General features: G+C 67.3%; 9 protein-coding genes, 1 tRNA gene and 1 pseudogene. 5 read left to right on the forward strand and 6 right to left on the reverse strand.

Features of this window, described 5'->3' with window-relative positions; all coding sequences use genetic code 11:
• Positions 1 to 38: 38 nt before the first annotated feature.
• The 3 genes from ASV56_RS22390 to ASV56_RS00910 form a co-directional block, all read right to left on the reverse strand.
• The gene (locus ASV56_RS22390; RefSeq protein WP_082724686.1) at positions 39 to 1,226 is read right to left on the reverse strand and encodes a Hint domain-containing protein; all 1,188 of its coding nucleotides are present in this window, start codon (positions 1,224 to 1,226) and stop codon (positions 39 to 41) included.
• Between the two features lie 239 nt (positions 1,227 to 1,465).
• Complete coding sequence (glnA, locus tag ASV56_RS00905) at positions 1,466 to 2,872, reverse strand: type I glutamate--ammonia ligase (RefSeq protein ID WP_062560399.1); 1,407 nt, start codon at positions 2,870 to 2,872, stop codon at positions 1,466 to 1,468.
• A 73-nt stretch (positions 2,873 to 2,945) separates the two neighbouring features.
• Positions 2,946 to 3,284 (reverse strand): P-II family nitrogen regulator, encoded by a 339-nt coding sequence (locus ASV56_RS00910; RefSeq protein ID WP_010398051.1) that lies wholly within the window; start codon positions 3,282 to 3,284, stop codon positions 2,946 to 2,948.
• Positions 3,285 to 3,425: 141 nt separating this feature from the next.
• Between ASV56_RS00910 and ASV56_RS00915 the strand changes: the two genes are divergently transcribed.
• The 5 genes from ASV56_RS00915 (at position 3,426) to ASV56_RS00935 (ending at position 9,697) form a co-directional block, all read left to right on the forward strand.
• Positions 3,426 to 4,958, forward strand: a complete 1,533-nt coding sequence (locus ASV56_RS00915) for a bifunctional ADP-dependent NAD(P)H-hydrate dehydratase/NAD(P)H-hydrate epimerase (RefSeq protein WP_062560400.1) — start codon at positions 3,426 to 3,428, stop codon at positions 4,956 to 4,958.
• A gap of 75 nt (positions 4,959 to 5,033) precedes the next feature.
• A tRNA-Leu gene (locus tag ASV56_RS00920) sits at positions 5,034 to 5,118 on the forward strand.
• A 324-nt stretch (positions 5,119 to 5,442) separates the two neighbouring features.
• Positions 5,443 to 6,597, forward strand: a complete 1,155-nt coding sequence (locus ASV56_RS00925) for a calcium-binding protein (protein WP_062560401.1) — start codon at positions 5,443 to 5,445, stop codon at positions 6,595 to 6,597.
• Positions 6,598 to 6,854: 257 nt separating this feature from the next.
• On the forward strand, positions 6,855 to 7,328 hold the full coding sequence (locus ASV56_RS00930) for a hypothetical protein (RefSeq protein ID WP_062560402.1): 474 nt from the start codon (positions 6,855 to 6,857) through the stop codon (positions 7,326 to 7,328).
• A 68-nt stretch (positions 7,329 to 7,396) separates the two neighbouring features.
• Positions 7,397 to 9,697 carry a Tex family protein gene (locus ASV56_RS00935; protein ID WP_062560403.1) on the forward strand — a complete coding sequence of 767 codons (2,301 nt, stop codon included), beginning with the start codon at positions 7,397 to 7,399 and terminating at the stop codon, positions 9,695 to 9,697.
• On the opposite strand, the pseudogene ASV56_RS00940 reads toward ASV56_RS00935, so the two are convergent.
• The 3 genes and pseudogenes from ASV56_RS00940 to ASV56_RS00950 form a co-directional block, all read right to left on the reverse strand.
• Positions 9,694 to 10,646: pseudogene (locus ASV56_RS00940) on the reverse strand (DDE-type integrase/transposase/recombinase); the annotation flags it as partial. The gene ASV56_RS00935 and the pseudogene ASV56_RS00940 sit on opposite strands and share 4 nt — an antisense overlap.
• Positions 10,647 to 10,675: 29 nt before the next feature.
• Positions 10,676 to 11,506 (reverse strand): pyridoxal kinase, encoded by an 831-nt coding sequence (gene pdxY, locus ASV56_RS00945; protein WP_062560404.1) that lies wholly within the window; start codon positions 11,504 to 11,506, stop codon positions 10,676 to 10,678.
• A complete protein-coding gene (locus tag ASV56_RS00950; protein WP_062560405.1) occupies positions 11,503 to 12,267 on the reverse strand; it encodes an MOSC domain-containing protein in 765 nt (254 codons plus the stop codon). The genes pdxY and ASV56_RS00950 overlap by 4 nt, the downstream gene beginning before the upstream one ends.
• Positions 12,268 to 12,408: the final 141 nt, after the last annotated feature.

Below are 12,408 nucleotides of genomic sequence, written 5' to 3' on the forward strand. Positions count from 1 at the left end.
CGAAAAAGGCCGCGCCGGGTGGGCGCGGCCTTGGTTTTTCAGGCGACCAGCGGCTGGCCGTTCTGCGCGTGGCGATGCGCGAGCTTGCGCGCCTGCCGGCCCGAGGCCAGGAGCCGGGCGCCCAGGGGCTCGTGCAGCCGCTCGGCCAGTTCCGGGAAGATCGCCATGATCTCGGCCACCGCCTTGGCGGGCAGCGATTCCAGCGCCTGCGGACCCAGATAGAGCGACTCGGTCGCGGCGCCGTTCGCCTGCACCACCTCGTGGCGGTCGAACAGCAGGTGGACATATTCCACCGCCTCGAGATCATGCGCCAGGTCGACGCCCTCGATCAGCAGCAGCTGCTTGGCCGCGACAAGGATCTCGTCCGTGCCGAACATGCGCCGGGCGATGCGCGAGCGCAGCAGGATGCGATGCTGCGGCGAGACCAGCAGATCGGCGGCCGGCTGGTTCGGACCCAGCGCGCCGGCCTTGATCCGCACCGGCACCAGCGCCGGATTGGCGGCAAGCTTGCCGGCATCGAAGCGCCGGCGTCCGATCCAGCGGATCGGCTGGGCGCCATGGTCGGCGGTCAGCACCAGGTCGCCGACCGTCAGCGTCTCGACCGCGACGGCGCCCTGCGGCGTATCGATCAGCGTGCCGGCGGTGAAGCAGGGGAAGACCTCGGCGTCGTCGAGGTCCAGCGTGCCCTCTGCGTCATAGGCGACATTGACCACGACAGTGTCGAGCAGGTCCTGAATCGCTCCCGCGAAGGGCGCCAGCAGCGCATTGTCCGCGAGTTCCGAGATATTGATGTCGGCCAGGTTGATGGGCGTTTCGAAGGGCGGCAAGCCGATGGAGCCGGTGATGGTCAGCCCGAGGTGGTCCGCATCCAGCGGCTCGTCGCTGACGAAACTGACGGTGCCATCGCTGGCGGTCATGAAGGAGCCGCTGATCGGATTGAGCTGGATCGAAAGCGAGGCGAGGCCAAGGTCCAACCCCACCGCTGCCGTCGACAGCGTGCCCGTGCCGGCAAAGGTGCCTTCAGCCAGCGAATCGCCATTGGCATCGACCAGCGACATCGCGTCGCCTCGGTCGAGCGTCGTGGCTTCGGTAGCCTCGACGTCATATTGCGAGAATTCGTTCGAAGTATAGAGTTCGTTGAGCAGCAGGTTGTTGCCGAGGCCGAGCACCGGGGTTTCGGCATTCAGATCAATGGTCGCGTCGGGAATTGGTGTGTAATAAGGCATTCTTAGCTCCTGTGACAGGCAGGGAGGACCCTTGCCGAAGGCTGGAAGGCAGCAACCGCCGGCCAGAGAAGCCGAAGGATGCCGCTCAATCAGAAGGCGAAATTAACCAAGATAGCAAGCCCTAAGCGGATTTCCGCGCAGAATTTTTCATTTATTTCAATTGTCTGCTTTTGTCTGCCTGAAATGCGCACGAAAAAGCCGCCCCGAAGGGCGGCTTTCCGGATCACTGTCCAGCCGGCTTAGCAGCTGTAATACATCGCGTATTCGATGGGGTGGGGGGTATGCTCATAGGCATAGACCTCTTCCCATTTCAGCTTGATGTAGCCCTCCAGCTGGTCGCGGGTGAAGACGTCGCCGGCCAGCAGGAAGTCCATGTCCTTCTCCAGCTCCTCCAGCGCTTCGCGCAGCGAACCGCAGACGGTCGGGATCTCGGCCAGCTCTTCGGGCGGCAGGTCATACAGGTCCTTGTCCGAGGCCGGGCCCGGGTCGATCTTGTTCTTGATGCCGTCGAGGCCGGCCATCAGCAGCGCGGCGAAGGCCAGGTAGGGGTTCGCGGCCGGGTCAGGGAAACGGGCCTCGACGCGCTTGGCCTTCGGCGATTCGGTCCACGGAATGCGCACGCAGCCCGAGCGGTTGCGGGCCGAATAGGCGCGCAGCACCGGGGCCTCGAAGCCCGGGATCAGCCGCTTGTAGCTGTTGGTCGCCGGGTTTGTCAGCGCGTTCAGCGCCTTGGCGTGCTTGAGGATGCCGCCGATGAACCACAGCGCCTCCTGCGACAGGTCGGCATATTTGTCGCCGGCGAACAGCGGCTTGCCGTCCTTCCAGATCGACATGTTGACGTGCATGCCCGAGCCGTTGTCGCCCTTCATCGGCTTCGGCATGAAGGTCGCCGACTTGCCATAGGCCGCCGCCACGTTGTGGATGACGTATTTGTACTTCTGGATGTTGTCGGCCTGCTGGACCAGCCCGCCGAAGATCATGCCCAGCTCGTGCTGGCCCGAGGCGACCTCGTGGTGGTGCTTGTCGACCTTGATGCCCATGCGCTTCATGGTGGACAGCATCTCGCCGCGGATGTCCTGGCCGGCGTCGATCGGGTTCACCGGGAAATAGCCGCCCTTGTGGGGCGCGCGGTGACCGAGGTTGCCGTCCTCATAGGCGGTGTCGGTGTTCCAGGCGGCATCGACCGAGTCGATCTCGAACGAGACCTTCTGCGGCGAGATCTGGTATTTCACGTCGTCGAACAGGAAGAACTCGGCCTCGGGCCCGAAATAGGCGGTGTCGCCGATGCCGCTGGATTTCAGATAGGCCTCGGCCTTGACCGCGGTGCCGCGCGGGTCGCGGGGATAGGCCTCGCCGGTGTCGGGCTCGACCACGTTGCAATGCACGCACAGCGTCTTTTCGGCATAGAACGGGTCGATGTAGACCGAGGACGGGTCGAGCATCAGCTTCATGTCGGACTGGTCGATGGACTTCCAGCCGGCGATCGACGAGCCGTCGAACATGAAGCCTTCCTCGAAGAAGTCCTCGTCGACCAGGTCGGCGACCAGCGTGACATGTTGCAGCTTGCCCTTGGGATCGGTGAAGCGGACGTCGACATATTCGACCTCTTCCGTCTTCATCAGATCCAGAACGTCCTTGACTTGCATTGGGGTTCCTTCCTCCATCAGTCGGCCCGGCGCCGCCGCCGGGCGAGTGTCATCGAAAAACTGCGCGGGTGGATCAGACGGCGTCGTCGCCGGTCTCGCCGGTGCGGATGCGGATCGCCTGTTCGACGGGCAGGATGAAGATCTTGCCGTCGCCGATCTTTTCGGTCCGTGCGGCCGAGATGATCGCGTCCACGGCGGCCTCGACCAGGTCGTCGGGCAGCACCATCTCGATCTTCACCTTGGGCAGGAAATCCACGACATATTCCGCGCCGCGATAAAGCTCGGTATGGCCCTTTTGCCGGCCGAAGCCCTTGACCTCGGTGACCGAAAGGCCCTGCACGCCGACTTCCTGAAGGGCCTCTTTCACATCGTCCAGCTTGAAGGGCTTGATGATGGCTTCGACTTTCTTCATCGCCTGATCCTTCTCTCGCGACTTGCCTGCGCCCTGATTGGCGGGTTTGATGGGGCCAGTCCATGCGGCTTGGCGGGGAATGCGGCATGAAACTGGCAAATCCCGGATGGCTGCCTTAATATTGTGCGGAATGCCTAAATTATGAGCGACGATATGTCCGGCTGGCCCGAGATCCTGACGACTCGACAGATGCGCGCGGTCGAGGATGCGGCCATCGGCTCGGGCTCGGTCAGCGGGCTTGCACTGATGCGCCGGGCCGGGGCCGGGGTGGTGGCCGCCCTGCTGGCCCAGTGGCCCGCGCTGGCGATGCGGCCGGGGCAGGCGGTGATCCTGTGCGGGCCGGGCAACAACGGCGGCGACGGCTATGTCGTGGCGCGACTGCTGGCGCTGCGCGGCTGGCGGGTGCGGCTTGCCGCGCTGGCGCCGCCGGCGACGCCGGACGCGCGGGCGGCCGCGGCGGAATGGGGCGGCGAGGCGCTGCCGCTGGGGGCGCTGGAGACGGCCGAGCTGGAGCCCGATGTGCTGTGGCTCGATGCGCTTTTCGGGACCGGCTTGCAGCGGGCGCTGGCGCCCGAAATCGCCGCGCTGCTGCGGGCGGCGGCGGCGCGGGGCGGGCGCATCGTGGCGGTCGACATCCTCAGCGGCATCTGCGCCGACAGCGGCCGGGTGCTTGGTGATGCCGACCTGCCGCCGGCGGCGCTGACCGTCAGCTTTCACCGCGCCAAGCTGGGCCATGTGCTGGATCGTGGCGGCATGCTGGCGGGGCGCCTGCGCATCGCCGACATCGGCCTCGGCCCATGGCAGGACCGCGCCGGTCCCTGCGTCGGCCTGGCCGGGCCGCTGCCGGACTTGCTGAAACGGGCCGGGCACAAATATGACCACGGCCATGTGCTGGTGCTGGGCGGGGGGCATGGCCATGGCGGCGCGGCACGGCTTTCGGCCCGGGCGGCGCTGCGGGTCGGCGCCGGGCTGGTGACGCTGGCCTGCCCGCCCGAGGCGCTGGCGGAAAATGCCGCGCGGCTGGATGCGGTGATGCTGACGCCGCTGGCCGATGCCGCCGGGCTGCGCGCCCTGCTGCGCGATGCGCGGCTCAGCGCCGTGGCGCTGGGGCCGGGGCTGGGGCTTGAGCGGGCCCGGGCACTGGTGCCCGAGGCGCTGGGCTCGGGCCGCGCCGCGGTGCTCGACGCCGATGCGCTGACCGCCTTTGCCGACCGCCCCGAGGCCTTATTCGCGGCGCTGCACCCCCGCGTGCTGCTAACGCCGCATGGCGGCGAGTTCGCCCGGCTGTTTCCCGATCTCGCCGCCCGGCTTGCGGCGCCGGCCGAGGCGGGGCCGGCCTTCTCGCGGCTGGACGCGGCGCGGCTGGCGGCAGCGCGGGCCGGCTGCGCGGTCCTGCTGAAGGGGCCCGACACGGTGGTCGCGGCCCCGGACGGCACCGCCTGCATCGCGGCCGCCCTGGGCGCCGACGCGGCGCCTTGGCTGGCGACGGCGGGGGCGGGCGACGTGCTGACCGGGATTGTCGCCGGCCTGCTGGCGCGCGGCTTCGCGCCGCTGCCCGCCGCCGGGACCGGCGCCTGGCTGCATGCCGAAGCGGCGCGCGATTTCGGCCCCGGCCTGATCGCCGAGGATCTGCCCGAGCGCCTTCCGGCGGTGCTGCACCGGCTGGCGGGCTGACTTTTCCGCTCGCACGCGCCGAGGGGCTTTGCTATGACGGCAGCGATCCGCCGGCCCTGGCCCCCGGATCGCGCCGCGGGTATGGCGGAATTGGCAGACGCACCAGGTTTAGGTCCTGGCGCCGCAAGGCGTGGGGGTTCAAGTCCCTCTACCCGCACCACCGAAACAGCACCGGATCATCCGCAGGGCGGCCAGTCACGGCCGATTCGCGTCTTGTGCGGGTTTTCCGTGCATCGGGCCATCGGGCAGGCATGACTTATCCTGTGGGTATCGCACGATTTTTGCACGCCCAGAGTGAATCTCCCCGCAATTCACCCGTCCTTAATATGTCCAATTTAGCCTGCGCAAGCATGGAGGAGGACAGGCCAGCAGCTTCTTGCCAAGCGGGTCACAGGCTTTCGGCGCGATGGCGCCGCAGCCGAATCGGCCAGCTTTACCTGCGGAAGCCTCGCGTGCTTAGCCAAGCCCCGAGAAAGGACACCACATGCCAACAAACAACGACGATCTCATCTACAGCACGTCTGTGAACGACCGCATCCAGGGGCTGACCGGCGCGGATACCTTCTACTGGACCCCCAGCGGCCAGGATACGTTCATCGGCGGCGACCAGGGCGAACGCTATGATCCGAACCCCTATCTGGACCGCACGGGCGGGGACCAGCTGCACATCCAGGGCAATGCCGGGGTCAACGTCCGCTTCGCCACCACCGAAGACGGGCTGGCCAAGGTCGGCGGCCACAGCCTGAAATTCGAGGGAATCGAGCGTTTCTACGGCACCAGCGGCAATGACACGATCCGCGCCGCCGGTTCGATCCTGAAGGAGGCGCATTCCGGCACGCCGGTGCATGGCGTCACCATCTATGCCGGCGCCGGCCATGACATCATCACCGGCACCGCGACCGACGACGTGCTGGACGGCGGCGCGGGCAACGACTCGATCTGGGGCGGGGCCGGCAACGACTTCATCCAGTCCTCGACCGGCCACGACCTGATCTATGGCGGCCTCGGCGATGAGAACATCCGCTGGGGCCTGGGCGACGACGTGGCGCCGGGCAATGACACGATCTATGGCGGCGCCGGCCACGACCTGATCAACATCTGGTCGGTTGAGCCGGATCACACCGGCGCTTATGTCGAATATATCACCAGCTCGAAGGGCCGCGCCTATACCGACATGGGCGATGTCCACAACGTGCTGCACTTCCAAAGCATGGAGCAGGGCTGGACCCACCAGGGCCGCGACACGGTGACCGGTGCCAATGCCAGCGTCGGCGTCAATGCGACCGGCATCCAGTTCAACACCCGCTGGGACAATGACCTGCTGATCGGCACCAATGGCCGCGACACGCTGGAGGGCGGCGAGGATCGCGACACCATCGAGGGCGGGCGCGGCAACGACCTGATCTCGGCCAATGGCGACTTCACCAGCTGGCAGGCCCCGGGCGACGGCGACGTCGACACGCTGGTCTTCCACGCCGGCTTCGGCCACGACACCGTGCTGGCCTTCGACGAGGGCGTGGACATCCTGCAATTCGACCGCGGGATGAGCTATTCGGTCTCGGAGGTGGCGCGGGGCACGCTGCTGACATTCGACACCGGCGACACGATCCTGCTGTCGAACGTCTTCGACTTCAACTGACGCGGGTGTGCGGCCGGGACGTCCGGCCGCGCATCGAATCGTGCCCTTGCAGGTTGGGGTTGGGTTTTCCCTTGGTTCGCACAACCGGAAAGCTCAGTCCCTGATCGGGCGAGGGGCTGGAAAGTTTCGCCTTTTCAGTGGTCTGACCCACCGTCAGGACACCAGCCACACCTGTCCCAAAGGTTAACTGGCCTCTGGGGCCCGAGATCGCTTTAATTGTATTTCATTGAATGGTCTCAATTTTCGGTTGGTGGGTGATGGTGGTGAATGGTAAGTCCCTGCATGTTGCAGGCGCGGCGCAAGCGGCTGGCGAATGGGTTTTCGACCATCTGCATGGCTCGGGCATCGAAATCGCCGGGCTGGGCTTTACGGGCTCGGTGCCGGAATGGTGCGAACTGGGCTTCTCGATCTGCGAAAGCTACCTGATCGAGGCGCAGAATCTTTTCCTTGAACAGGATCTCGGCGGCTTCCTGTCGATCGCCGAGGCCCAGCTGGACGACGATCTGGCCGATCAGGCGCTGGCCCATGCCAACGCGCTGCTGGCGGGGGTGGCCTTCCGCTGGCTGGCCGGCCAGCTGCATCTGGTCGAAACCGAGGTCGAGCCGGACCTGAACTGGCAGGCGGTCGCCAACCTGTGGCGCGCGATGGAGACGACGCAGGGCGACATGCGCCTGCCGCGTCTGGACGCCGGCTTCGAAACCCAGCTGCGCTCGGCCCTGCGGCTGAGCTGAACCGCGGCGCTTGGCGGGCGCGGCGGCTTTGGGTAAGACTGGCGATCCAGCAGGAAAGGACGCCGGAATTGGACGCAGCCGACCGCATCGCCCGCATCATCGCCCGGGAAATCAACGCAAGCCCTGCGCAGGTCGTTGCCGCGACCGGGCTTCTGGACGGCGGCGCCACGGTGCCCTTCGTCGCCCGCTACCGCAAGGAGGTGACGGGCGGCCTTGACGACACCCAGCTGCGCAACCTGTCGGAACGGCTGGCCTATCTGCGCGAGCTCGAGGCGCGGCGCGGCGCGATCCTCGACTCCATCAAGGGGCAGGGCAAGCTGACCGAGGATCTGGCCCGCGCCATCGCGGGCGCCGAGACCAAGGCCGCGCTCGAGGACATCTATCTGCCCTTCAAGCCCAAGCGCCGCACCAAGGCGATGATCGCGCGCGAAAACGGGCTGGAGCCGCTGCTGCGCGCCATCCAGGCCGACCGTGCGTCGGCGCCCGAGACGCTGGCCGCCGCCTATCTGACCGAGACGGTGCCCGAGGTGAAGGCGGCACTGGACGGCGCCCGCGACATCCTGGTCGAGGAGCTGTCCGAAAACGCCGCCCTGCTGGGCCGGCTGCGCGAATTCATGCAGGCCGAGGCCATCGTCTCGGCGCGTGTGGTGCCGGGCAAGGAGCAGGCCGGCGCCAAGTTCAGCGACTATTTCGCCCATGCCGAGAAATGGTCCGCTATTCCCGCGCATCGCGCCCTGGCGATCCTGCGCGGCGTCAAGGAAGAGGTGCTGACGGTCGAGATCGCCCCCGAACCCGAGACCGGCGCGGCCCGGGCCGAGGGCATCGTCGCCCAGGCGCTGGGGCGGTTGGGCACCCTGCCGGGCGATGCCTGGCTGCGCAAGATGGCCGGCTGGTGCTGGCGGGTGCGGCTGTCGAACACCATGTACATCGACCTGCTGGCCGAGCTGCGCAGCCGCGCCCATGCCGAGGCGACCCGGGTTTTCGCCCGCAATCTCAAGGATCTGCTGCTGGCCTCGCCTGCCGGCCCGCGCCCGACCATCGGCCTTGATCCCGGCATCCGCACCGGCGTCAAGCTGGCCGCCGTCGATGCGACCGGCAAGCTGGTCGAGACGGCGACGCTGTATCCATTTCCACCAAAATCCGACCTGCGCGGCGCCGAGGCCGCGCTGGCCGCCGCCATCCTGCGCCACAAGATCGAGCTGATCGCCATCGGCAACGGCACCGCCAGCCGCGAGACCGAGCGCATGGTCGCCGATGTGCTGAAGCGCCTGCCCGAGGGGGTGAAGCCGCCGCTCAAAGTCATCGTCAGCGAGGCCGGCGCCTCGGTCTATTCGGCCTCCGAACTGGCGGCGCGCGAATTCCCCGACCTGGACGTGTCCCTGCGCGGTGCGGTCTCGATCGCGCGGCGCTTGCAGGATCCGCTGGCCGAACTGGTCAAGGTGCCGCCGGAATCGATCGGCGTCGGCCAGTATCAGCACGACGTCGACCAGCGCCAGCTGGCCCGCACGCTGGAGGCGGTGGTCGAGGATGCGGTGAACGCGGTGGGCGTCGACCTGAATACCGCCTCGGCGCCGCTGCTGGCGCATGTCGCGGGGCTGGGGCCGTCGCTGGCGCAGAACATCGTCGCCTGGCGCGACCAGAACGGCGCCTTCCCCTCGCGCGCGGCGCTGAAGAAGGTGGCGGGGCTCGGGCCGCGCGCCTTTGAGCAATCCGCCGGCTTCCTGCGCATCCGCGACGGGAAAGAGCCGCTCGACGCCTCCTCGGTCCACCCCGAGGCTTACGGCCTCGCGCGCCGGATCGTTGCCGCCTGCGGCCGCGACATCCGCCAGATCATGGGCCAGCCGCAGGCGCTGGCCGGGCTGCGCGCCGAAGCCTTCGTCGATGACAGCTTCGGCCTGCCGACGGTGCGCGACATCCTGGCCGAGCTGGAAAAGCCCGGCCGCGACCCGCGCCCGAGCTTCGTTACCGCGAGCTTTGCCGAGGGGATCGAGGACATCAAGGACTTGAGACCCGGCATGAGCCTGGAAGGGACGGTGACCAATGTCGCGGCCTTCGGCGCCTTTGTCGATATCGGCGTGCACCAGGACGGGCTGGTGCACATCAGCCAGCTCGCCGACCGTTTCGTCAAGGATCCCAACGAGGTGGTGAAGGTCGGCGACGTGGTCAAGGTGCGCGTGACCGAGGTGGACGTGGCCCGCAAGCGCATCGGCCTGACCATGCGCAAGGACGGCGGCGCGAGCGCGCGCGATGCGCAGGCCGAGCGTGCGCCCAAGGCGCAGCCCGGGCGGGGCCCGAAATCGGCCGGCCCCGCCAGCGGCGCGCCGGGCGCGTTGGGGGCGGCGCTGATGAATGCGCTGAAGAAGGGCTAGTTGTTCAGTCCCGGCATCTGGTGGATCGGATTGACGATGAATCTGTCTGGCTCTGAAGTCCGGATCTTGCAGATGTATTCGTAGGGTGTAAGGCCATTGAGCGTCTTGAGCCGACGAGCGAGGTTACAGGCGGCGATGAAGTCGTCGAGGTGCGTTCGCAGCTGATCATGGTTGTCGTAATGGAAGCGCTTGACGTTAAGCGGGAAAACGACCCCCGGATCGTTTTCTGATCCGCTTCACCCCCTTGATCGTGCGGTTCATCCGCTCGACCTGGGCGTTGGTCCAAGGATGCTTTACCTTCGTCAGCCTGTGCTCGATGCCATGTTCACGGCACACCCGGCCGAGGATGTGCTCGAAGGCCGTCGTGTCACAACTCCGGTTTGCGAACTGTATGCCATTGTCGGTCAGCACCTTATGCAGCCGGTAAGGCACTGCGCTGAGGTCGCGCAGGAACTGGGCCGCAGCCATCTTGCCGGCCTTCTGGACAAGGCGGACACAGGCGAACTTGCTGGTTCCATCAATCGCCACAAAGAGATACAGCTTGCCTTCGGCGGTCTGCAGCTCCGCGATGTCGATGTGAAAGAAGCCCATGGGGTAACGCCTTCTGGCGCTTCGGCTTGTCACCCTCCACGTCCGGCAGGCGCGATATTCCATGCCGCTGCAGGCAGCGCTGCAAGGCCGAGCGCGTCAGATGTGGTATCGTTGCAGGGCCTAGAGACAGTCATCCAAGGGGAGCAGCCTGTGGCGCCTGAACGCCACAACCATCGCATTCGGGCGGTCATTCGAACCAGCGGCATTCGCGCCCTCATTCCTGCGCGCTCAGTGTCGTGGATCGTGGCTCCTTCGGCCCCGTTTTCATATCCTAGACGGTCGTCCGCTTGCGCCACTTCGCCATCGTCTTCGCGTTGATGCCCGGTTCTCGGCTCAGCGTCGCGAGCGAAGCGTGCGATCATTCGGGCCAGCCCTCGGATCAAACAGCTAGAGGGTCAGAAGCGCCGCGCGGAAATCGGGGTCGGTCAGGACCACCTCTTTGCTGCCGAGTTCGGCGCCGCGCTTGAGGGCGCGGGCCGTCTGGACCTGGGCAAAGTCCACCGCCTGGGGCAGGGGCCGGCCTCGGCCCAGGGCGGCGGTGACGAGGCCGGCGAACAGATCGCCCGTCCCCGCCATCGCCAGCGGCAGATGCGCCGTCGGGTGGCGGCTGAGGCCCGAGGGGCCGTGGATGACGCTTTCCAGCATGCCTTCGGCCGTTTCGCGCAGCCGGCAGCCGGTCACGATCAGTTCTGCGCCGGGCGCCATGCGCAAGGCTTGGGCCACGCGGGGAATATCGGCCAGTTCGGCGACGGGCTGCCCGGTCAGATGTGCGACCTCGAACGGGTTCGGAGAGGCGATGTCGGCCAGCGGCAGCAGCCGGTCCCGAAAGATGTCGGCGATGGCGCGCGGGACATACAGGCCGGGCAGTTCATCCCCCATGACCGGATCGCAGTAATAGCGCAGGCGCGGGTTCGCCGCCTTGGCGCGGGCGACGAAATCGGCCAGCAGGCCCGCCACCTCGACCGAGCCGATATAGCCCGAAAGCAGGAAATCGGCACGCTGCGGCAACTCGCGGTCCCACAGGCCCTGCAGCAGCTCCGCGAAGAAATCCGCCGGCAGCGGCCGGCCGCGCAGGGTGGGATAATCCGGCGTGTTGGAAAAGATCACCGTCGGCACCGGCGCGACCTCGAGCCCCGCCGCCAGCATCGGAAAGACGGCGGCGGAATTGCCGACATGGCCCATGACCACCTGGCTCTGGATCGAGATCACCAGGCTCATGCGCGGCCCTCGAGCCGGCGCGACCAGTCCTCGACCCGGCCGCTCTCCAGCCGGCGGACGGCATAGCGGCGCCAGCCCTCGGCCAGCACCTCGAGTGCGGCGATGCCCTGCAATTCGGCCAGGTTCATGCGATCGACGTAAAGCGCGCGCCACAGCCGGGCCAGGGACCACTCGGGCGCCATGCGGTCGATCCGCTCGATGCGGTCTCCGGGCGCGACGACCCCCGGTTCCAGCACGCGGTAATACCAGCCGGTGCGGCCGCTGTCCTGCACCCGGCGCGCCATGTCCGCCACGCCGAAGCGCCGTGACAGCTTCCAGCACGGCTGCCGCCCCTGGCTGACCTGGACCAGGGCCGAGCCCAGCCGGAAGACGTCGCCAACCGCCACATCCGCCTCGGTCAGCCCCCGCGTCGAGATATTCTCGCCGAAGGCCCCGGGCGCCCCGAGCAATTCTTTCTTGGAGAAATATCCCACGGGGGTCCGGGGGTGTGAAACCCCCGGTATCTCGCGGGTCCGGGGGTGTGAAACCCCCGGCGCCAAGGCTGCCAGTTCCTGTGCCCAGCCCGCATAGTGATCGAAGGCATAATGATGCACCGCCTTCTCGGGGCCGCCATGCACGCGGCGGTCGGCCTGCTCGTCGCCTTCGAATCCCTGCGGGCCAAGCCGCAGCGGCCGGTCGACGGGATGCTTGTCGATGCCGCTGGTCTGGTCGGAGCCGGGCAGGGGGGCGGCCTTGCCGACAAGCAGGGTGATCTCGGCCATGGCGCGTGCCTTTCGCTTGGATGCGGCCAGATTAGCGCAAGGCGCGGCAGGCTCAAGCCGGGCGGGTGCTGCGGCACATTGTCCCTTTCCCGGCGCGGGGTTTTCTGCCATCCCCAAGGGACAGGACCGCTTTCGCGCAGG

This window comes from Paracoccus aminovorans (genome assembly GCF_001546115.1).
Lineage (GTDB): Bacteria > Pseudomonadota > Alphaproteobacteria > Rhodobacterales > Rhodobacteraceae > Paracoccus > Paracoccus aminovorans_B.

Coding starts and splice junctions, on each gene's coding strand:
- ASV56_RS00915 (WP_062560400.1), top strand. CDS start 3,426: ATGAGCGACGATATGTCCGGCTGGCCCGAGATCCTGACGACTCGACAG.
- ASV56_RS00950 (WP_062560405.1), bottom strand. CDS start 12,267: ATGGCCGAGATCACCCTGCTTGTCGGCAAGGCCGCCCCCCTGCCCGGC.
- ASV56_RS00925 (WP_062560401.1), top strand. CDS start 5,443: ATGCCAACAAACAACGACGATCTCATCTACAGCACGTCTGTGAACGAC.
- pdxY (WP_062560404.1), bottom strand. CDS start 11,506: ATGAGCCTGGTGATCTCGATCCAGAGCCAGGTGGTCATGGGCCATGTC.
- glnA (WP_062560399.1), bottom strand. CDS start 2,872: ATGCAAGTCAAGGACGTTCTGGATCTGATGAAGACGGAAGAGGTCGAA.
- ASV56_RS00910 (WP_010398051.1), bottom strand. CDS start 3,284: ATGAAGAAAGTCGAAGCCATCATCAAGCCCTTCAAGCTGGACGATGTG.
- ASV56_RS22390 (WP_082724686.1), bottom strand. CDS start 1,226: ATGCCTTATTACACACCAATTCCCGACGCGACCATTGATCTGAATGCC.
- ASV56_RS00930 (WP_062560402.1), top strand. CDS start 6,855: ATGGTGGTGAATGGTAAGTCCCTGCATGTTGCAGGCGCGGCGCAAGCG.